General features: G+C 49.5%; 21 protein-coding genes. 16 read left to right on the top strand and 5 right to left on the bottom strand.

Annotation, left to right across the window (positions count from 1 at the left end; genetic code table 11):
* The first annotated feature begins 28 nt into the window (after positions 1 to 28).
* A complete protein-coding gene (gene prpB / locus IJ22_RS12010) occupies positions 29 to 940 on the top strand; it encodes a methylisocitrate lyase (protein ID WP_062408975.1) in 912 nt (303 codons plus the stop codon).
* A gap of 84 nt (positions 941 to 1,024) precedes the next feature.
* On the opposite strand, the gene IJ22_RS12005 is transcribed toward prpB, so the two are convergent.
* The 3 genes from IJ22_RS12005 to IJ22_RS11995 all read right to left on the bottom strand — a co-directional run bounded on the left by IJ22_RS12005 (position 1,025) and on the right by IJ22_RS11995 (position 4,500).
* Complete coding sequence (locus IJ22_RS12005) at positions 1,025 to 1,891, bottom strand: LysR family transcriptional regulator (RefSeq protein WP_062408974.1); 867 nt, start codon at positions 1,889 to 1,891, stop codon at positions 1,025 to 1,027.
* A 236-nt stretch (positions 1,892 to 2,127) separates the two neighbouring features.
* The gene (locus tag IJ22_RS12000) at positions 2,128 to 3,399 is read right to left on the bottom strand and encodes a copper amine oxidase N-terminal domain-containing protein (protein ID WP_062408973.1); all 1,272 of its coding nucleotides are present in this window, start codon (positions 3,397 to 3,399) and stop codon (positions 2,128 to 2,130) included.
* Positions 3,400 to 3,549: 150 nt separating this feature from the next.
* Complete coding sequence (locus IJ22_RS11995; protein WP_062408972.1) at positions 3,550 to 4,500, bottom strand: beta-ketoacyl-ACP synthase III; 951 nt, start codon at positions 4,498 to 4,500, stop codon at positions 3,550 to 3,552.
* Positions 4,501 to 4,761: 261 nt separating this feature from the next.
* Between IJ22_RS11995 and IJ22_RS11990 the strand changes: the two genes are divergently transcribed.
* From IJ22_RS11990 to IJ22_RS11920, 15 genes are all read left to right on the top strand, one after another.
* Positions 4,762 to 5,439: a LexA family transcriptional regulator gene (locus IJ22_RS11990; RefSeq protein WP_054817718.1), complete on the top strand. Its 678-nt coding sequence runs from the start codon at positions 4,762 to 4,764 to the stop codon at positions 5,437 to 5,439.
* A 163-nt stretch (positions 5,440 to 5,602) separates the two neighbouring features.
* Positions 5,603 to 6,376, top strand: coding sequence for a patatin-like phospholipase family protein (locus tag IJ22_RS11985; protein WP_062410966.1), 774 nt, complete (start codon positions 5,603 to 5,605; stop codon positions 6,374 to 6,376).
* A 25-nt stretch (positions 6,377 to 6,401) separates the two neighbouring features.
* Complete coding sequence (locus tag IJ22_RS11980; RefSeq protein WP_062410965.1) at positions 6,402 to 6,692, top strand: phasin family protein; 291 nt, start codon at positions 6,402 to 6,404, stop codon at positions 6,690 to 6,692.
* A 47-nt stretch (positions 6,693 to 6,739) separates the two neighbouring features.
* On the top strand, positions 6,740 to 8,416 hold the full coding sequence (gene ubiB / locus IJ22_RS11975; protein WP_062408971.1) for a 2-polyprenylphenol 6-hydroxylase: 1,677 nt from the start codon (positions 6,740 to 6,742) through the stop codon (positions 8,414 to 8,416).
* Between the two features lie 223 nt (positions 8,417 to 8,639).
* Entirely contained in the window at positions 8,640 to 9,728 is a 1,089-nt protein-coding gene (locus IJ22_RS11970; RefSeq protein WP_062408970.1) for an endospore germination permease, read from the top strand.
* A gap of 1 nt (position 9,729) precedes the next feature.
* Positions 9,730 to 11,307, top strand: a complete 1,578-nt coding sequence (locus IJ22_RS11965; protein ID WP_335338488.1) for a spore germination protein — start codon at positions 9,730 to 9,732, stop codon at positions 11,305 to 11,307.
* Positions 11,304 to 12,452 (top strand): Ger(x)C family spore germination protein, encoded by a 1,149-nt coding sequence (locus IJ22_RS11960; RefSeq protein ID WP_062408969.1) that lies wholly within the window; start codon positions 11,304 to 11,306, stop codon positions 12,450 to 12,452. The genes IJ22_RS11965 and IJ22_RS11960 overlap by 4 nt, the downstream gene beginning before the upstream one ends.
* Positions 12,453 to 12,807: 355 nt before the next feature.
* Positions 12,808 to 13,395: an NADPH-dependent FMN reductase gene (ssuE, locus tag IJ22_RS11955; protein ID WP_054817721.1), complete on the top strand. Its 588-nt coding sequence runs from the start codon at positions 12,808 to 12,810 to the stop codon at positions 13,393 to 13,395.
* Between the two features lie 36 nt (positions 13,396 to 13,431).
* On the top strand, positions 13,432 to 14,418 hold the full coding sequence (locus tag IJ22_RS11950) for a sulfonate ABC transporter substrate-binding protein (RefSeq protein WP_062408968.1): 987 nt from the start codon (positions 13,432 to 13,434) through the stop codon (positions 14,416 to 14,418).
* 23 nt (positions 14,419 to 14,441) lie between these two features.
* On the top strand, positions 14,442 to 15,653 hold the full coding sequence (ssuD, locus tag IJ22_RS11945; protein ID WP_062408967.1) for an FMNH2-dependent alkanesulfonate monooxygenase: 1,212 nt from the start codon (positions 14,442 to 14,444) through the stop codon (positions 15,651 to 15,653).
* Positions 15,607 to 16,404 (top strand): aliphatic sulfonate ABC transporter permease SsuC, encoded by a 798-nt coding sequence (gene ssuC, locus IJ22_RS11940; RefSeq protein ID WP_054817722.1) that lies wholly within the window; start codon positions 15,607 to 15,609, stop codon positions 16,402 to 16,404. The genes ssuD and ssuC overlap by 47 nt, the downstream gene beginning before the upstream one ends.
* A gap of 29 nt (positions 16,405 to 16,433) precedes the next feature.
* Positions 16,434 to 17,207 carry an ATP-binding cassette domain-containing protein gene (locus IJ22_RS11935; RefSeq protein ID WP_054817784.1) on the top strand — a complete coding sequence of 258 codons (774 nt, stop codon included), beginning with the start codon at positions 16,434 to 16,436 and terminating at the stop codon, positions 17,205 to 17,207.
* Positions 17,208 to 17,372: 165 nt separating this feature from the next.
* Positions 17,373 to 17,747 (top strand): hypothetical protein, encoded by a 375-nt coding sequence (locus tag IJ22_RS11930; protein WP_062408966.1) that lies wholly within the window; start codon positions 17,373 to 17,375, stop codon positions 17,745 to 17,747.
* A 258-nt stretch (positions 17,748 to 18,005) separates the two neighbouring features.
* Positions 18,006 to 19,082 (top strand): dimethylsulfone monooxygenase SfnG, encoded by a 1,077-nt coding sequence (gene sfnG, locus IJ22_RS11925; RefSeq protein ID WP_062408965.1) that lies wholly within the window; start codon positions 18,006 to 18,008, stop codon positions 19,080 to 19,082.
* A gap of 75 nt (positions 19,083 to 19,157) precedes the next feature.
* On the top strand, positions 19,158 to 20,315 hold the full coding sequence (locus IJ22_RS11920; protein ID WP_418007119.1) for an acyl-CoA dehydrogenase family protein: 1,158 nt from the start codon (positions 19,158 to 19,160) through the stop codon (positions 20,313 to 20,315).
* Between the two features lie 3 nt (positions 20,316 to 20,318).
* Here IJ22_RS11920 and IJ22_RS26935 read toward each other — a convergent pair whose 3' ends face one another.
* Positions 20,319 to 20,615, bottom strand: coding sequence for a ferrochelatase (locus tag IJ22_RS26935; protein ID WP_250635743.1), 297 nt, complete (start codon positions 20,613 to 20,615; stop codon positions 20,319 to 20,321).
* Positions 20,570 to 21,247, bottom strand: coding sequence for a ferrochelatase (locus IJ22_RS11915; RefSeq protein WP_250635742.1), 678 nt, complete (start codon positions 21,245 to 21,247; stop codon positions 20,570 to 20,572). The genes IJ22_RS26935 and IJ22_RS11915 overlap by 46 nt, the downstream gene beginning before the upstream one ends.
* Positions 21,248 to 21,389 lie beyond the last annotated feature (142 nt).

Below are 21,389 nucleotides of genomic sequence, written 5' to 3'. Positions count from 1 at the left end.
TTCAAGACATGTTAACGTGGAGGTTATTATGGCGTGGTTAATTGAAAAGGAACCGGAACAAAGCAGGCTGGCCGACGAATTCCGAAGGCTTGTAAGCGGCGGACCGATTCTCAAAATTCCTGGCACACATGATGGAATGTCGGCAAGAATAGCGCAGCAGCATGACTTTAAAGCGATCTATCTTTCGGGAGCCGCTTATACGGCCAGCCGGGGATTGCCGGATCTGGGTATTGTCTATTCCAACGAGGTGGCTGAGAGGGCGCGCGATCTTATTCGCGCGTCCGGTCTACCGCTGCTGGTCGATATCGATACCGGTTTTGGAGGGGTGCTCAATGTGGCCCGGACCGCCAAGGAAATGGCGGAATCTAAAGTCGCCGCCGTTCAGATCGAAGACCAGGAGCTGCCGAAAAAATGCGGTCATCTGAACGGGAAGAAGCTTGTTACCGTCGAGGAAATGGTACAAAAAATCCGCACGATTAAAGAGATTTGTCCTACACTGTTTGTTCTTGCGCGTACGGATGCGAAAAGCGTGGAAGGAATCGATGCCGCGATCGATAGAGCGAGACAATATGCAGCCGCCGGAGCGGACGGCATCTTCCCGGAGGCGTTGGAGAGCGAGGAAGAATTCAAGCACTTCAGAAGCAAGCTGGAATGTCCTTTGCTGGCCAATATGACCGAATTCGGGAGAACCCCTTATTATACGGCGGAACAATATGAAGCGTGGGGATATAACATGGTCATCTTCCCGGTCACGTCTCTTCGGGTTGCCGCCAAGGCGTACGAACGCGTTTTTGCCGAGATTCAAAATAAGGGAACACAGGTCGACTCCCTGGATCGCATGCAAACCCGCAAAGAACTGTACGAGACGATCCGGTATTACGATTACGAAGAGCTGGATGCGAAAATTGCGAAGACGGTATTGCCTGAGCCTGATAAATAATGGAAGCCGGAGTATTCTGCTAAATCCCTCGAATGATGTTATCGAACGCTTCGAGGGATTGTTTTTTTTGATTTCCGCTACGGTTTATTTGATGCATTTCAGGAATTCATTCAGAACTTGCGATTTTTCGTCATTTCTCCAGACGAGGGACATCTCCAGACACGGTTCAACATCCTCTAAATCCCGATAGATGACGCCTTTATTTTTTTGATTTCGAAAGGAGTCCGGGACCAATGCAACGCCCATGCCTTCCGATACAAAAGCAACAATGGTCAATATTTCCGGCGCCTCCAAAGAAACGTTCGGACGATATCCCGACTTATAACAGAGTTGAATCACGGCGTCATGGTAAATGGATCCGTTATTGCGTGATGAGATAATAAAGTGTTCGCCGGCAAGATCCTGCATATGCAGTTTTCTTTTTCTTGTTAAGGGATGCTTCTGTGGAAGTGCGGCAATGAACCGCTCTTTAAGAATGATCTTCGATGTCAAAAATGGACTTTGAATTGGCGTGCGAACGATAGCAAGATGAATGCGTCCGTCATGTAAGGCTTGTATTTGATTCGTTGTCTTCATTTGATGGAGCATTAGGCTCACTGAAGGATATTGTAAGCGGTATCTTTGCAGAAAAGGCACAATACTATAAGTTGCCGACCCGACAAACCCGATGTCAAGCCGGCCAATCTCGCCTTTATTTGCCCGCCCGGCGGCATCTATAGCCCTGTCTATATGTGCCAGGCATAAGCGGCATTCTTCGAGAAATACTTTTCCCGCCTCTGTAAGTTCTACTCGTTGTTTGGTACGGAATAACAGGGGAAACCCTAGTTCATCTTCCAACTGCCTTATTTGTTGACTGAGTGGAGGTTGTGCAATATTTAAACGTGAAGCAGCCCGTCCGAAATGAAGTTCTTCAGCAACAGTAACAAAGTAGCGCAAATGCCTTAACTCCATCGAGAAACCCTCCTTTTAATTACATTTTACATCACTGGAAGGTGAATTGTAATACTTCGGTCCATTGGTCATGGAATCGCTTTCGGCTGAGCCTGTCATTATGGGATGGTTTAGCTCATCCGATCCTCAATGTCATCCGCTGCAAGGTCCGTTTGTTTACCGGACCCAGGATGCGTATAGCAAAAAACCGGGGTAGAAGAACCCCGGCTTGAATGACCAATCCGTTTTCTAACGGCTTATTGCGTTTTGATGTAGACGGTCTGGGATGCCTGATCCCAGCTCACCTCGGCGCCCAGCGATTCGCTGATGAAGCGTACCGGCACCATCGTGTATGAGTTTACCAGTTGGGCCGGCACCTCAAGCGGTTTGGCAATCCCGTTGACGGTAGGCTGGGTGCTGCCGATCCGGAGATAGACCGTCACGCTGCCCTTGGTTGCCGTCACCGAACGCTCCGTATCGTTCCAGGAGATCACGGCCCCCAACCTCTCGAAAATCGCGCGCATCGGAACCAGAACGCTCCCGTCTTTGTTGACCGGGGGCTGCTCGAACTTCTGCAGCTCGCCGTCGATAATCACTTTGATTTTATCGAAGCTGATGATGAGCGGCTTCACTTCCAGCTCTCCGCCAAAATGCCGCTTCCGCAAGCTCATGATTTCTTCCAACGAGCTCGTTCGCTGAAGCAGCAGCTTCTCTACCGTCGTATCGCGCAGCGCCGTCAGCTTTAGGACGGTATCCTTCTGTGTCTTGTCCAGGGAGGCTACGGCGGCATCGCGGATCTCCTGCAGCTCCTTCTCCCCATCCGTCAGCACCTTGTCGATCCGTTTTTCCGCCTCTGCCCGCGAGATCTGCCCGACCCGGTATTCCCGCATCGTCCCGCCCGAATAATTGATATTGGATTCGTTTCGCAGTTTCCGCATTGTGCTGCTGGTGTAGTTCGGATTCATTTCGTTGCTGTAGTCCCACATTGTGCTGCCGGAGTAGTTGGGGTTGTTCTCGTTGTGGTAATTCCACATCAGGGAAGACCTGTAGTTCTCGTTGATCTGATTTGCGAAATGCCAATGCGTGCTCGACAAATAGTTCTCGTTGATCGCCGTCGCATATTTCCATAACGCTCCGGAGGTGTAATTCGGGTTGATCTCCCGTTGGTAGGCATTCAATGCATCTCGATAACCGCTGCCGCCATATTTATCCGACAGTTCAGTGTAGTCCCTGTCCAACAGCTTGGCCAGCTCGTCGAGATCCTTTTCGACAAGGTCGTTCAAGATGCGCTGCTCGTTGTGAATCTGCTCATAAAAGGCGTCGTATGTTGCCGTCGCTTTCTTCTTGTCCGATGCATACAGGTCGCTGTATTTCGCCTCCAGCTGGTTGTACCGGGATTCGACAGCCTGAACGAACGAGTTGTCATAACTTGCTGCGTAAACCTGGGATACGTTGATCGTCGGGCTGACTGACACGACCAAAGATCCGGCAAGCAGTACCTTGACGATTACACGGATGAATTTCTTCATTGAGGTCCTCCTAGCGTTCTGTATGATTCATTACTATTTCAATAAAAAGAAAAATGATTACATAAATTTTCGGTGAATGGAATTAAATTCCTTCCTTGATATGCAAAATGAATCGATAGTCCCGACCTTATACAGTAATATTTTATTTTTTCAAGCCACTTGAATGACCTGAACGCCCCAGGTTAGTCCGGCGCCAAAACCGATCAATACAACAATGTCACCGGAACGTGCACGGTTTTGTTCAATGGCTTCTGCAAGAGCGATGGGAATGGAAGCTGCTGACGTATTCCCGTATTTCTCAACGTTTACAAATACTTTATCGAGAGAGATGTTGGCTGACTCTGCGGCTTTCTCGATCATTCGGATGTTAGCTTGATGCGGAATGATCAAGGCGATGTCATCTATGCTCAGACTCAAATCGTCCAGGACTTTCCGAAGCAAGGCCTCAAAAATTCGGACTCCAAACTTGAATACTTCTCGTCCGTTCATCGTCACCGGTCCCGTAACCGGGGACTTGAGCAGCTCTGATCCTGAACCGTCCGCACCCAATAGAGAGTAACACGGGAAGGAGCCGGGGAGGGATTGAAGAACAACTGCGCCTGCCCCATCTCCAAACAGCACTGCCGTGTTTCGGTCGTTCCAATTCAAAATTTTTGAAAACACGTCGGCTCCTATAACCAGAACGGTCTTGTAGGCACCGGACCGAATCAATTGGCTGCCAACGGACAAGGCATAGACAAAACCCGAGCATGCCGCCGACAGATCGAATGCGGCCGCATGGCAAGCGAGCTTTTGCTGAACAAGTGCGGCAGTTGACGGAAAAGCGTTATCCGGAGTTGAGGTCGCCACAATGATAAGATCAACCTCTTTCGGGGATAACCGGGCTTGCTTTAAAGCTTTAGTTGCGGCGATGGCAGCCAGTTCGGATGTGTTCGTCGACTCATCGGCTATATACCGTTGACGGATGCCTGTTCTTTGTCGAATCCATTCATCGGAAGTTTCCAGAGCTTCCGGCAAGTCAAAATTGGTTAAAACGAATGGCGGAACGTAAAATCCTGTACCTGTAATGCCGACCCCATTATGATCACGATTGGAACGCATAAAATTCCCTCCACAACATAAATACACAAAAAACAAAAAAGACACAAAAGACAAACTAAAATATATCATATAATGCCAGAGAAGCAAATATGCAAAATCCGATTCCCTTGCTTTAAGCGTCACGATTAGAAAAGCCGGATAAATATAGGGAGTCGCACCTGTTTTTTTGCTTTTTTGGGGATTGTTTATTGACAACCGTTTTGAATTGGATTTATATTTTAGACAGCATATATTTTTGGTTTTTTGGGGGGTGGCCGTGGCGTGATTTTGACCGGACGCCGAAAGCAATTTCTTCAGAAATTGATCGACTTGTACAATAAAACCAACATGCCTGTTCATTATGAAACATTAGCAAGAGCGATTGGCGTCAGCAAATGGACGGCCTACGACATGCTGAAGGAACTTGAAAAGCTTGGCTGTCTCACCCGTGATTACGCAGTAAATCCCGGCGAAACAGGACGTTCCCAAATTGTTTTTCAGCCGACAGCCAAAGCCTCGAGTTTGTTCGAACAACCTCGTTCTGAAGTCATCGATCCGGAAGAGTGGCATCAAATAAAAACGAAGGTGCTTGCGCTTCTAAACAGCTTAAAAAGCAGCAGCCTCAGCGACGCCGTTCAAAAGGTGATGGAGGAGATTCCGAAGGTACAGGTTCGGGTTGCCTTCTGCGCGTACATCATCGGGCTTCTTCTTGTTTACCTTCGCAAGCTGGGCGGGCGAACCGAGTCTTTGATCAAAAGTCTTGTTCAACACGCGCCGACAAACGAAATGCGGATGACGATGTTTGTAGGGACCGTCCTTGGCACGATCATTCAAACGATGAATCACGAGATGGGCATCGAGGTAACCGATTTGATCGGACGGTATCTAAAGTCAATTACAGACCTTTCCGACCGTGAAAGGGGAATGCTTTCCGATTTTCTTTATGAATCTCTGGCCTGACGGGTCAGGTCGCACATAACAAGAAAAAATGAAAGGAGGAATGAATTGGTATCCGGCATGGATAAACTGTAATGGAGAAGCTGTTTTGAATCAATCCGACGGACGTGGAACCATACGATATATTTCTCGGCAAACCTCAAGGGGTGAGAAGGACAGAATGAGCATGAAAGTGGGATTGGTTTTGGGAGGAGGGGCAATACGCGGGTTAGCGCATATTGGCGTGATCAAAGTTTTTAAAAAGCATCAAATCCCGATTGATTTTATTGCGGGTACCAGCATGGGCGGTGCCATCGGGGGGTTGGTTGCCGCCGGTATTGACATCGAGGAGATTGAAGAGTTTATTCTGAATACCCCCTCCTACCGGTTCGTGGATATCGGAATTCTCAAGCGCGGGATTTTGGCCGGAAATAAAATATACGCCATGCTGATTCAATTTCTGGAACATAAAGGGCTTGGCGACATCCGAATCGAGGATCTGAAGATTCCGTTCCGGACGGTGTCGGTCGATCTGATAAAAGGAGACGTTTTTGTTTTTGAAGAAGGAAGTCTCGTTTTGGCCATCCGGGCCACCACATCGGTTCCCGGTATCTTTTCTCCCGTTCATTATCAGGGCAAAGTGTTGGTGGACGGGGGAGTGTTGAATAACCTCCCCGCTGATCTTCTGCGTACGGCGGGAATGGATGCAATCCTTGCGGTGGATGTCGAAAGAGAGCATGAAGAACAGGAGCCGCGCAATCTATTGGAAGTGGTTTACCGTTCTTTTACGATTATGACCACGGTACAGCGCCGGGGCAATCTAAAATTTGCGGATGTGGTGTTTCGGCCGGAAGTCGGGCATATTTTCGCCTTCGACATCGGCAGAATCCGGGAGTGTATTCTAGCTGGGGAACGAGAAGCCCAAAACAAGATTCATGAAGTGATATCCCTGCTGAAATAAATCAGAAACGGAGGTCGCGGTGATGATGGATTTTGTCAAAAAAGGATTAGCGTTTGGACTGGGTTTGGCCGTTATAAGCAAAGAACAGGTGGAAAAGCTGGTTAATGAAATGGTGAAAAAAGGGGAATTATCCAAGGAAGAGTCGAAGGATATGATCCATCAACTGATTCAACGAGGCGAAGAAGAAAAAGACGGATTAAAACGTTTGGTGCGTGAGCAGCTTAAACAAATGACGGACGAATTGAATTTAGCCACAAAGGATGATATCCAGCGGCTGGAACAGCGAATTCAGAACCTGGAAAAACGAGGCGAGTAAATAAGGGGCCCATTCAAGGCCCCCCGGCTGTTAAAGGGGACGTATGGATGATTGGAAAAAGGATGCGCCATATCAGTCGATATCGGGATATTGCCATTGCTTTGATTCGTCATGGATTTGGAATCGTGGTAGAGGAAATCGGTTTTGCTCAGTTTCTCTCTCTTCCCCAGAGAATGTTCTTCGAACCGAAGAAAAAGGATCCAAAATCCGTTGGCGAACGGATCAGGCTCGTTCTGCAGGAATTGGGACCCACTTTCGTGAAATTGGGGCAAATCGCAAGTACGCGTCCCGACTTGCTTCCTGAAGAGATCATCCGTGAATTGGAAAAATTACAGGACCGGGTCCCTCCTTTTTCATTTCAGGAAGTGCGCGGCATTATTCAGGAGGAATTGGCGGACGAACCGGATAACATTTTTCAACATTTTGAAGATACTCCGTTGGCTGCTGCGTCTATAGGACAAGTCCACCAGGCTGTTTTGCGATCCGGCGAAAAAGTAGCGGTCAAAGTCCAGCGTCCGAATATCGCCAGTGTGATTGAAACGGATTTGGAAATTCTTCAGGATTTGGCGGCTCTTGCTGAACATCGTCTGGAATGGGCGGCCAGATATCAAATTCGGAATATGGTGGATGAATTCTCCAAGTCCCTTCGGGCAGAACTCGATTATACGATGGAAAGCCGCAATGCGGAGAAAATCGCAAAACAATTCGGCAATGACCCTGCCATTTATGTTCCCAAAGTATTTTTAGAATATTCCGCCAAGAAAGTATTGACCATGGAATACGTTGACGGAGTAAAGCTCAATGAGCCGGATAAACTGAAACAGTACGGCTACAACCCTAAAAATCTGGCGGAACGTCTTGCGAAGGCGATTTTTCACCAAATTTTTAATAACGGTTTTTTCCATGGGGATCCTCATCCCGGAAATGTGCTCGTACTACCGGGTGAAGTGATCGCGTTTATCGATTTTGGCATGGTAGGACGGCTTAGTCCCGAGATGAAATACCATTTTTCTTCTTTGGTCATTGCTTTGATGCGTCAAAGTACAGACGGGGTCATAAAAGCCATCTTTCGCATGGGATTGGTGCCGGATGATGTGAATATGGCGCAGCTGCGCGGCGATGTAGAACAATTGAGGGAGAAGTATTACGGTGTCCCGTTAAGTCAAATCAGTCTCGGAGAGGCCGTCAACGACCTGTTTCGCACAGCGTTTCGGCACTCCATCCGGATCCCCCCAGACTTGACGTTATTGGGGAAGACATTGCTGACGGTTGAAGGCGTTGTTGAAAAACTGGATCCTGCGTTTCGCATCTTCGACATTGCGGAGCCCATTGGGCGTCAATTGTTAAAGGAACGATTGCATCCCAAAAGTGTAGCGGAAACGGTATGGAATCGTGTTTCCGATTACGGGGAACTGCTGCTGGATCTTCCCAAACACATGAAAGAAGTAACCTCTTTGATCAAACAGGGCAGACTTCGGCTTGAGATCGCTGTCCCTGAACTGGATCTTTTCTTAAAGAAATTGGATCGGATCAGCAACCGGTTGTCTTTTAGTATTGTTTTGTTATCCTTCAGTATTATTATGGTAGGTGTGATTATCGGTTCTTCTCTGGGCAGACAATCCACCTTGCTCTGGCAATTTCCGGCGATTGAAATGGGTTTGGGATTGGCGATGATCATGTTTTTGTGGCTGTTATATTCGATTTTTAAGTCAGGGAGATTTTAAGGCTTCGGGCCTCGGGGCTGATGGTTGGAGCAAAAAAGGGAGCACAGTTCCTGGCACAACGCCTTGCGCCATTCAGGTCATAGGTCCATATGATGAAGAAAATTGTCAGACCGGTTTTGGGGTCTGGCATTTTTTTATTTTTTGGCGCCGCGAGATTCGCCCTCAGGAATTTTTTGTTTATTCAGGGTGAAATGGGAAACAATAATAAGGAAAATATAGAAAAGTGGTGATCACTATCGCATCGGCTAACAACAAGATATCGCTGCTTCAAGGATATATGCTGATCCTGATAGCCATCGGTATTCTGAATCACGTGATCATTATCCCACTATTGCTAACGGTCTCCCATAGAGATTCATGGGTTAGTGTTTTGGTTGTCTTGGCTATATCCCCGGTTTGGGTCGCGTGTTTGTCCTACATTATCAAGGACATGAACGGGGTACCGCTCAAATCTTGGCTGTACCGGCACTTTGGAAGGCTATTATCATGCTTCTTGTTAATTTTGATCAGTGTCTATGTGTTCGCCATGGGCACACTTTGCCTCAAAGACACCATAACATGGACCATTGCCTCTTATTTGCCGCAAACACCGGTTTTGGCATTAGTATTAGCGGGAGTGATCTGCAATTTATTTGCTGCGAAAGCCGGATTGCGCTCGATTGCGATCGTAACCGGCATTTTGCTCCCTTTTGTGATCATATTCGGTGATTTTGTCATGTCAGCCAATTTCAAGTACAAGGATTACAGCCTGCTGTTTCCGGTTATGGAGTTTGGGACGGCACCCATATGGAAAGGCCTCTTTTATGCTGCGGGGGGGCTTTTAGAAATGATGGGCATTCTTTTTTTTCAGGAGCACTTAACCAAGCGCCCACGATTCGGCAATCTCATGCTGGTCCTCGTATTGCTAACAGGTCTGATTCTGGGTCCGTTGACGGGTTCCATCGCCATTTTTGGACCCAATGAGGCGGCAGAACAGCGTTATCCCGCTTTTGAACAGTGGCGTATGGTCCAATTGGGACAGTATATTGCGCATCTTGATTTTTTCTCCATCTACCAGTGGCTCTCCGGAACATTTATTCGTGTCACACTGGCCCTTTTTGTTCTGGTCGACATATGGAAACCGAATAAGCCATTGCCATGGCTGATACTCACCGCCATACTGATGACCGGGGCTGTCGTTCTGCCTTTCAGTGATGCTGAGTTTTTGGATTTTCTTGGTAAAGTGTATTTCCCGTTGTCGGTCTATGTCGTTTTGGGATTAACGGCGTTGTTTGTAACAAAAATTTGGATATCCAACAGAATAAGAAGGTGAAATGACGGTGTTTAAAGAGTGGTTGATGAAACGGCTTCTAAGAGGATCGCACGGTTCGACGCAGTCCCCGAACCAAGAACACAATCCAGCTTCCAAACCATCCTCAAACCTAACGTTTGAACCCGCCGATACCGATACGATTTTAGCTTTTTTCCAACGTTGCGCCGATGTCAAGCATCATATATACACTTTGAATGCAAATGATGACCGTTCATCCGTTTTATTCGTCTACTGTGAAGGTTTGAGCGATAGCCAGCAAATGATTCATGAGTTGGTGCTGCCTCGTTTGCAGCGTTTTTATGAAATATACGGCTTTACGGAAGTCGAGTGGCTGATATCGGCGAGTCAACTTCATCTGGAGCTTTTACCGGATCATGATTGGCAGCGGAAAGCGGCCCAAAATGTGTTTGAAGGCAATCTGCTCATGCATATCCCCGCACTTGGGGTCACTGGTACGGTTAATATTGCCGACTTGCCGACGAGAAAGCCGGAAGAATCGAATTTGGAGGTTTCCGTCAGGGGACCGAGGGACGGTTTTGTGGAAGAGTTGGCCACCAATGTCGCGCTGATCCGCAAGCGGATTAAATCTCCTTCGTTGGCCTATGATTCGTTAGTCGTCGGTGAACGTACGCAGACGAGAGTCGGATTGATGTACGTGTATGATATAGCCGATCCGAAAATCATACAGGACGTGAAACAACGGATTCAAAAAATTACCATCGACGGCATTTTCAGCGCGACGCAATTGGAGGAGCTCATATCGCCGGCCAAGGCATGGTTTCCCTTAATGGCGTATACCGGCAGGCCGGATTTTGCAGTCAATTGTTTGCTGAATGGACGATTTGTCCTGCTGGTGGACGGAACTCCGGCGGCTTTGGTTGCTCCTGCTAATTTAACGCTTCTGGTCAAGACGCCGGAGGACATCCATTATACAGCATTATCCTCGACATTCGGACAATCGCTCCGGTTATTGGGATTGGTTGTGTCTCTTATGCTGCCGGGGTTCTGGGTTTCATTGCTCGCTTATCATCACGATCATATTCCGTTCTACCTGCTGGCCACTCTTACGACCAACCGGCTCGGTATTCCGCTATCGGTAACCATAGAAATGTTCCTTGCTCTGCTCTTTCTTGAAATATTGCGTGAGGCGGGTGTTCGTCTTCCGTTCGCTGTCGGTTCGACGCTTACCGTCGTCGGAGGGCTTATCCTCGGAGATGCCGCCATTCGAGCCGGCATTTTGTCTCCGGGGATTGTTGTGATCGGCGCGCTGACTCATGTATTCGGCGCAACGTTGACCAATCAGGCATTGAGCGGGACGGTAAGCATATTAAGATTCATGTTTTTCTGTTTTGCCGCATTGTTCGGGTTATATGGTTTTTTTCTCGGTATTTTTATCTTGCTGGTTCACTTGTCGACACTTCACTCTTTCGGTGTTCCTTATTTGGCTCCAATGTCTCCTCCCTTTTTCAAGGACCTGCCGAATGCGCTGTTCCGATTGCCTTGGGTGTGGAAGAAGCGGCGTCCAAAGATGCTCAATATTCTCGATGATACGAGTAGTCAAGGAGAAGATAAGAAGTGAAGGGATTGAAGCTATTTACTGTGGTGATGGTACTGTTGACCATCACCACCGGCTGTTGGAACATCCGGGAAGTCCAGGACATCAACTATGCAACGGCCATTGGGGTCGATTACAGCGACGGAAAATGCATCATGTATGTGCAGATGCTGGATTTTTCCAGTGTAGCCAAGTTGGAAGGTCAGCAAAAACTGTCGGAAGCGCCTGTATGGGTCGGGAAAGGAACAGGGAAATCGTTTACGGAAGCAGCTAACAGTTTATATTCAACGTCGCAAAAAAAATTGCTTTGGGGCCATGTTTCAGCGATTGTATTCAGCGAACGAATTTTGAAGCAAAACAAATACCGGGATGTATTGGAATTGCTCGACCGATATAGGGAAATCCGTTATTTGGTATGGGCGTTCAGCACCAGGGAATCGATTGAAGACATTTTTAACAATACTCCATTTTTTAAAGAGTCCCCGAAAATGTCCATTTTGCACAGTCCGGAAGATCACTACCGGCAAAGCTCGATCATTAAGCCGGTCAGGCTGTATCAATTTATCACGTCTCTGAAAGAGGATGCGCGAATTAGCTACCTGGCTTCTCTTCGGATTGTGGAGGACCAATGGAAAGAAAGCAGGAAAGCACATCCGCTGTTAGAGTATGAAGGCATGCACGTCTTTCAGAAAGATCGGTACCGGGGACTTATGGATTTGAATGATTTGCAGGGATTGCCCTGGATGAACGAAAAAACGGTTCGGGCGCCGCTTTATCTCTTTCGCGGGAACTCATTGGCCGCTGTGTTGGTCATGGAGAAACCGGAGGTGCAGATCACGCCTTCAGTTCAACCCGGCGGCTATTTTGACGTTACGGTAATACTGCAGGCAGGGGTCAATGAAATGCATCAGGAAATGACCAAGCGGGAACTGATCAGCTTGGCAGAACAGAAGACCGAGGAACAAATCCGTCATACCTACCGGCAAGGGTTTGAGCGGAAGGTGGATGTATACAATCTGAGCGAGCCGTTGTTTCGGCGCAATCCATCGGAATGGCACCGGCTTGCGGACGAGGATCAATTTTTGTTGCGCGAAGATTCTTTGCGCAGCGTCCGAGTTATTGTCGAATTGACCAATACGGGACGGTATAAATTCAACCCCGGCATGTAAGGGTCCAAACCGATATGAATCCAGCTTGCCCCAATGCCCTTCCCGGCTCCGTTGCCGGCCATGCCTTTTGGTTGACGGGAAGAGTTTTGGGCAAACGGGGAGTTTTGGCTTCCCGGAAGCGGGTGCGATTGAACTGAACAAGCAAAAAAAGCGCATATTCATTCGGAAAAAATGCAGAACAGAAAAAATCATTGACAGATGAAGTGTTCCAGTGGTACAATTATCCTTATTAAGAAATCCAAGTATTCATATAGGATTTATCCACCGGACAGCCGGAGATGACATTCCTTGAACGTATGGAGGGGTGCGTCTCCTTTTTTGCGTTCGCTGAAAAAACATTATGGAGGGGTATTGGATGGCTAAACAGAATTTGAAGATCGCAATCATTGTCGGGAGCCCGAACAAGGTATCGAGGTTGAATGGACTTACCCGGTTTGTTGAGGAAAAGTTGCAGGCCTCAGGGAACGTTCAATTGAACTGGGTTCAGGTGACCGAGCTGCCCCCCGATGACTTGATTTACGCAAGATTCGACAGCCAGGATGTGCGTCTCGCGAACGGGAAGGTTCAAGAAGCCGATGCGGTGATTGTAGCGAGCCCGGTATATAAAGCTTCGTACACGGGAGTTTTAAAGACGTACCTGGACTTGCTGCCGCAGGGTGCGCTTGAGGGCAAGATTGTGCTCCCTTTGTTTATCGGCGGTACAATTTCCCATCTGCTATCGATCGATTATGCGTTGAAGCCGGTTTTGGCCGCTTTGGGCGCAAGACATGTACTTGGCGGCGTATTTGCAGTCGACAGCTGGGTCGCGAAAACCGAGCAAGGCGGTTACGAATTGGAAGAGGAATTAAAGTCTCGTCTTGAAAACTCGGTTGCAGAGCTGATTCGGGAGACTGCATGGAGAATTGAGAGAAAACGGGAGTCTGAGAACGCGGTTAAGGCCTAAATATCGCCACTGCATTGGGAGTGTGAAAATCATATCATGATACGGAAAATCGTAATAGCTGTGGCTTTAATCGCGTTTGCATTAGCGCTTCCCGCTTGCGGCAGCGTGGAGAAACCTGCGGTTTCTACAAACGATAATGGTGGTAATAGCGGCGACCAGGCGAAGGTTATCAGGATTGGCTATCAGAAATACGGCACGATGAATTTTTTGAGGGCGCAAGGGGTTCTGGAAGAGAGGCTTGGAAAAGAAGGCGTGAAGGTCGAATGGACCGAGTTTCCCGGAGGCCCGCAGCTTCTTGAGGCGCTGAATGTCGGCAGCATCGATATCGGACATACCGGCGAAGCCCCGCCGATTTTCGCCCAGGCAGCCGGCGCGCCTCTCGTCTATTTGGCGCATGAGCCGCCGAGTCCGCAAGGCGAAGCGATTCTGGTGCCGCAAGGGTCTCCGATCAAATCGGTTGCCGATCTCAAAGGGAAAAAGGTAGCGCTCAATAAAGGCTCTAATGTCCACTATTTGCTGGTGGTGCTGCTGGAGAAGGCCGGCCTTCAATATAAAGATGTGGAGACGGTATTCCTTCCGCCGGCGGATGCCAGAGTAGCGTTCGAGAGAGGAAGCGTGGATGCATGGGTCATCTGGGATCCGTTCCTGGCAGCGGCTCAAACGGCTACGAAAGGAACCATTTTGGCTGACGGTACGGGTGTTGTAAGCAATCATGAATTTTATTTGGCCTCCCGTAGCTTTGTCGAGAAAAACCCTGATCTTACTGCTATACTGCTTGAAGAACTGGACAAGGTAGATGAATGGGCGAAGACGAACTTGAAGGAGCTTACGGAGCTGTTGTCCGCTCAGCTTGGCATCGACGTTCCGTCGCTGGAGCTGGCTTCCGGACGACGCGAATATGGCGTGCAGCAAATCAGTGAGAAGGTCATCGCCGAGCAGCAGCGGATTGCGGATACGTTCGAGAAGCTCGGACTTATTCCGAAGCCCATTCAAGTCAAAGATGCGGTTTTAAACAATAAATAAAAAAGCGGTATGGAGGGATTTCAATGGAAGTGTTTTGGTTTATTCCGACGCATGGGGACAGCCGGTATCTGGGGACGACCAAGGGCGCACGTGCAGTCGATTTTCAGTATATGAAGCAGATTGCGGAAGCGGCGGACCGTCTTGGTTTCGGAGGTGTTCTTCTGCCGACAGGCAAGTCTTGCGAGGATGCTTGGGTAACGGCATCTTCCCTGATCTCTTCGACCGAGAAGCTGAAGTTTCTTGTAGCGGTCCGTCCGGGGCTGATGTCTCCGACTTTGGCGGCGCGCATGGCGTCCACCTTCGACCGCATCTCCGGCGGCAGGCTTCTTATTAATATAGTGGCGGGAGGAGACCCGGTAGAGCTTGCCGGAGATGGATTGTTCCTCGATCATGATGGCCGTTACGACTTGACCGATGAATTTCTGCATATTTGGCGGAAGGAGCTTTTGGGCGAGGAAGTCGACTTTGAGGGTACCCACCTGCGTGTCAACGGAGCCAAGGTGGTTTACCCGACGATCCAGAAGCCGTATCCTCCGCTCTACTTTGGCGGCTCCTCGCCAGCCGGCCAAAAGGTGGCGGCCGAGCATGTCGATGTATATTTGAGCTGGGGCGAGCCTCCGCAGCAGGTAAAGGAGAAGATTGAACACGTTCGGGAGCTTGCCGCCAAACAGGGCAGAACGATCCGCTTCGGCATCCGGCTGCACGTGATTGTACGCGAAACGAACGAGGAAGCCTGGAAAGCGGCGAACGAGCTTATCCAATATGTCGATGACGCGACGATTGAAGCGGCGCAAAAAATATTCGAGCGCTTTGATTCCGAAGGGCAGAAGCGCATGGCGCAGCTTCATCGCGGCAGCCGTGCATCTCTGGAAATCAGCCCGAACCTGTGGGCAGGAATCGGTCTTGTCAGGGGAGGCGCCGGGACGGCCCTCGTCGGCGACCCTGAAACGGTTGCCGAACGGATGAAAGAATACGCGGAGCTAGGCATCGAAACGTTCATCCTGTCCGGATATCCGCATCTTGAGGAGGCTTACAGGACGGCGGAGCTGTTGTTCCCGCTGCTGCCTCTTGACCGGCCTCAGGGCACGTCGGAAAGGCAAGGATATGTCAGTCCGTTCGGCGAATTGATCGCCAATAACGAGCTTCCGGGTGAGGTAGCGGGAAACCGTGCGAAAGAGGTGGCGGAATATGCAGGGAAAAAGAACAGTCAGCCTCCTGCGAAAGTGGCAAAATAAATCGTGGTTTGTCTGGATCGTTCCGGCTGCGCTTGTCATTTTATGGCAAATTCTAGGGCAATTAGGAATCATTTCTACACGCATACTGCCGACTCCGGTTGCTGTGGTGAAATCGTTGTTTACTTTGATCGGTAACGGAATGCTCTTTGATTATATTGGAACAAGCACAACCCGTGCGTTGATCGGTTTCGCCATCGGCGGCGGTATAGGGTTAATACTCGGCCTGTTGAACGGCATTGTTCCTCTGGCCGAGAAGCTGATTGACACATCGGTCCAGATGATCCGCAACATTCCGCATCTGGCGCTTATTCCGCTCGTCATCCTCTGGTTCGGCATCGGTGAAGCGGCGAAGCTGTTTCTGGTTGCACTTGGCGTTGCATTCCCGATCTACTTGAATACGTTCCACGGGATCCGTACGGTGGATCCGGGGCTGATTGAGATGGGGAGGGTGTATGGTTTACGGGGGCTGCCGCTCTTCTGGAAAGTCATTCTCCCGGGGGCGCTTCCTTCGATTCTTGTCGGTGTTCGTTTCTCGTTGGGCATCATGTGGATCTCTCTCATTGTGGCGGAGACGATTTCCGCCGATTCGGGAATCGGCTATATGGCGATGAACGCCCGCGAATTTATGCAAATGGATATCGTCGTGCTTAGCATTATCCTGTACGCACTGCTTGGCAAGCTGTCCGATTCGATCGCGAAGTATTTCGAAGGATTATTCCTTCAGTGGCATCCGAACTATCGGAAGGGATAAGCAAGGATTGGAAAGGAAGGAGAATGATCATGAAAACTGGAGTGCTGGGCTCTCACTTGGCCATCAATGACGTGAGCAAGCGGTTTGGCGACGTGAGGGTGCTGGAGAAGCTGAACCTCAACATCAAGTCCGGCGAATTTATCGCGATTGTGGGACGGAGCGGCTGCGGCAAGAGTACTCTGCTTCGTCTGGTGGCAGGTTTGGATGAGCCGACGGAAGGAACGCTGCTGCTGGATAAGAAGGAAATCACGGGTATTGATCCGGATACGAGGGTTCTGTTTCAGGACGCAAGGCTGCTGCCTTGGAAGAAAGTGCTGGAGAACGTTCGGATCGGTGTACGAGACGGAAATAAGGAGCGCGCTTTGGAGGCCCTCCGGATGGTAGGGCTGGAGGATAAAGCGAACGAATGGCCGGGTGTGCTGTCAGGCGGGCAGCGCCAGAGAGTAGCGCTTGCGAGAGCGTTGGCGGGAAACCCGCGGCTGCTCCTTCTTGACGAACCGTTAGGAGCATTGGACGCGTTGACACGCATCGACATGCAGGATTTGATTGAGAAGCTGTGGCAAAAACAGCGGTTCTCTGCCATTCTTGTAACCCACGACGTGAGCGAGGCGGTGGCGCTTGCCGATCGTGTTGTATTGATGAAAGACGGAGCCATCGCGCTCGATGTCGCCATTACGCTTCCTCGGCCGAGGGAGCGGGATAGCGGCTTCGCCTATTTTGAAAAGCTGATTTTGGACCGCGTTATGGAGCGTGATACGAGTTTGGAGCAAGAAGCGCAGTTGAAGGTTTCGTATTCTATTTAAATAAAGATAAATTCGAGGAGATGTGAGAGGATTTAGCTCAACGGCAGCATCGGGGAGATCCGATTCGGGCTGCGGCATTTCTCTAATTGGAAACCAATAAGGTGAAAAGCACGAAGCCGGTGTGAGAGATGTTGGGATAACTGGAAAAGGAGAAAATGATTGCAAATGGTCCTTTTGAAAGAAGGGGAAGTGGATGAGTACCCGCAGCAAACCGTAGTACGTATCTCGAATGAAAAGTTAACCATGCAGGTAAAGGAGGAATCCCCGGTTAACTGGCCGGATCTGATGTTTATGGGGTACTGCTGCGAGTCTTTCCAAATCAATCGGGGGATCTATAATACGGCGGAGATCTGGTTGTACCGCAGAGGCTTTACGGATATTCGGGCAAGAAGAACCATACTGCTTCGTTTCTTTACCTTTGCCGTCAGCCGCGTTCAGAAGGATAGTAATAAGAAGTTTATCCGATTTGGCAGCGGAGGGTTGACGGAATGCCTGGAGGCGTTTATGCAAAGCGTATCGAACAAAGTAGGGCCATCATAAGGAAGTAAAAGCTTAATGCTGCTGTATACAACCCGAATACGACCGGAAAACCGGAGGCGAACCACAGAAAGTGGAGAGCCTCCCTTTTATTTAGCCGACAATAGAGATTGTTCCATTTGCAGAATTTGGGAAGCATTATGATTTGACGAAAGGTCGGGGACACAACAAATATGCCGTTTTCGTGATGAAGCCTGATCATCAATCAGCCACGGGCAGGTCCCCTGTCTTTATAAAACATTTGCGGAAAGAGGGATTAGCATGTCATTAAAATTCGCCTATTGGGTACCCAATGTAAGCGGAGGATTGGTCATTTCCAAGATTCCTCAAAAAACGGGCTGGACGTTTGAGGATAATGCGAGATATGCCAAACAGGCGGAAGAAGCGGGCTTCGAATACGCATTGCTTCAGACCCGGTTTATCGCCAGTTATGGAGCCGAAAATCAATTGGAAGCCATTACTCTCGCATCGGCTTTGGCAGCCGTCACCACGAAACTGAAGCTGATTGCCGCCGTTCTTCCGGGGCTGTGGCATCCAGGTCCGATCGCTAAGGCCATCTCCACGCTAGATGAGATCAGTAAAGGTCGTGCGGCGGTTAATGTCGTCAGCGGGTGGTTTAAGGGAGAATTTTACGGCTACGGGGAACCATGGCTGGATCATGACGAGCGTTACCGCCGATCCGAGGAGTTTATCAGGGTGCTGAAGCAATTATGGACGGAAGAGGAAACGAGCTTCCGGGGCGATTTTTACAGAATCAACGGGGCTCCGCTCAAACCGAAGCCCGAGGTCCTCCCGCCGGTGTTCCAGGGCGGTAATTCGTTCGCCGCGCGCCAAATGGCAGCCCGTGTTTCGGACTGGTATTTCATGAACGGCAATACGGCAGACGGCTTCCGGAAACAAATCGCTGAAGTGAATCAGCTGGCCGCCGAACATCAGCGGAGGCTGAAATTCGGAGTCAATGCCTTTGTCATTGTAAGGGATACGGAGGAAGAAGCGAAGCGAGTGCTGCGGGATATTATCCGTTACGCGGATGAAGAAGCGGTAGAAGGATTTCGGAGTCAGGTCCAATTCGCCGGCAAGGCTTCTCCTGAAAGGGAGGGAATGTGGGCAAACTCTAATTTTGACGATTTGGTACAATATAACGACGGTTTTAAGACAGGCTTGATCGGAACGGCCGAACAGGTCGCAGACCGCATCATTGAGCTGAAAAAAATCGGTGTCAACCTCATCCTTACCGGGTTCTTGCATTACGATGAAGATATTCGTATTTTTGGAGAGAAGGTCATTCCGCTTGTCAGAGCAAAGGAAGCCGCACTTCTGAGCGCTGCTGCTCAATAATACAATCATGGAGAGGAGTGAATGGAGTTGAGTATTCAAGCCAATACCTTGGATCAGAGATTCAATTATGATACGATTCGTAGACAAATCCGTGAATTCGTCGAGACGGACATCAAACCGAGAGCGGAAACGATCGATCGGGAAGGGGCTTTTCCCAGAGAGAACCTTCTGGCGCTTGCGGAAGCGGGTTGGAACAGTGTGTTAATCCCTGAGCAATGGGGTGGTCAGGGACTTGATCACGTGGCCTTCGCCATTGCTACGGAAGAAATCGCAAAAGGGTGTGCGTCAACGTCACTTGTATATGTAATGCATGTAGGCGCGGTGCAGACGATCGTTTTATACGGGAACGACGACCAAAAGGAAAGATGGTTGAAGCCCGTTCGCCAGGGAAGGATCGGAACGTATTCGACAAGCGAAAAAGCTTCCGGGGGCCACTGGTGGTATAATTTCAGCGAAGCCGCCCGTGATGGAGAGGACTACATTATAAACGCTGAAAAATCGTTCACAACAAGCGCGGGTCAAGCCGATTTCTACATCTTCCAAACCAAATCCCCCGGCGCGCAAACGCCGACGGACGTCAGCTTTTTTATCGTGGACGGCAAGCTTCCGGGAATCAACGCCGGCGTTTGGGACGCATTGGGGGTTAGAGGAAACCACAGCGGTCCGATAAAGTACGACGGCGTCCGGATTCGCCCGGAAGATAAACTGGGCTTGGAGGGACAAGGTCGCGAAATTTTGGAAAGCGGCGTTTCACCCGTTTACCTCATCGGCCTCGGTTCGACGTGGTTGGGGGTAGCTGAGGCTGCGTTGGAATCGGCTGTTGACTATGTGAAAGCAATGGTGCATCGCGATTTTAATAAAAGACTGGCGGATTACCAAGTCATTCGCCAGCAACTTGCCGAGGTCAAGGTATTAATTGAAAGTTTGAAGCCGTGGCAGCTTTCCCTGGCTAAACAATTAGACGCACTTCAAGCACAAGGGCGGCAGCAGGTTGAACTGCTTCTGCCGCTGGTCGAATTTAAAATTCATGCGGCCGAGGTTGCGAACAAAGCGGCGAAAGCGGCGTTGGACGTAACCGGCGGCTATGGTTACAAACGAGGCATATTTGAAAGACTTTACCGCGATGCCAGGGCGGGGATTGCCATGGGACCATCGAATAATATTGCTCGCGAATGGATTGGAAAAGCTTTGGTAGGATTGCCTCTCGAATTGTGGTACGAGGGAGGGGATTAACGTTCAATAAACCGTGCTCGATTGAATCATTCTTTCATGTATCATTGCTGCAAGCGCATCAATATAATCAGCGGAATCGTTCAGAAATTCGGTGGAAACAAACTCCAATCCGCAAGCTTCCGCTTTAAGCCGGCTATTGATTCTGCAATCGAATATCGCCTCGACATTTTCCGTTAAAGATAACAAGTCGCAGACGAAAACAGCTTTGCCGCCTTCCTGTGCCACTTCCTCCATCCTGTCAAACACATCCGGTTTCAGCCATGTCTGGGGTGCAGGACCTGCGCTTCGATAGGCAAGCATCCAATGTTGGCAGATGCTTGATCTGCTACGGCCTTAGCCAGTTCAGAGAATGCTTGAATAAATTCGATATTTGCTTGCGGTGAACCAGGCTGACTGTGCGCAGTAAACAAAACGGTTGCCTTTGAATGGTTCGTCGATGATAGCCATTGATGGGCCGTTCGAAGGCGAAGGCTGATCGCTTCCACCAGATTTGGAAACAGGTGCCAATCATTGATTTCGATAACCGGAATATTCGCTCCGATGGCAGCAAGCGCTATTCTGACGCGGAGATGGTAGGCTGCGGTTCCGCTTCTTGAGTAAAGCGGTGACATCGGAAGCGAGTACAGACGGGTAACCCCATCCGCGACGATTTGACGAATGGTTTCGTCAACAAACGGCGGTGTATGTTTCATTGTCTGATACACCCTGATCTCTTCGCCCGAATCATGTTTTAGTCGCCGTTCTAATGCTGCGGCCTGCCGGGCAGTGACAGCACCGAGCGGGTCGGCAACCCCGATCGAACGAAAACATCTTTTCGCTCCCTCCAGGACATCCGGTGAAGGAACATGCCCTTGGAATATATGGGTATAAAAGGGCAGTAAATTATCGATAGATGGTAAAGCGGCGTAAGTCATCATTAAAATGGCTTTCATATGGCTGGCATAACCCTCCTTTATGTTTGCAGCTTTGACATCGATTAAAATCTGTCAGGATGCAGCCACCCGGCGATTTCTTCCAAGTGGTCGACATTGTAGCGATTGGGGTTTAGCAGCTTCTTGGCCGGCATCTCAATGC

This window comes from Paenibacillus naphthalenovorans (assembly GCF_001465255.1).
In the GTDB taxonomy this organism is placed as follows: Bacteria; Bacillota; Bacilli; order Paenibacillales; family NBRC-103111; genus Paenibacillus_G; species Paenibacillus_G naphthalenovorans.
This window is presented reverse-complemented; position numbering and strand designations above follow the sequence as displayed.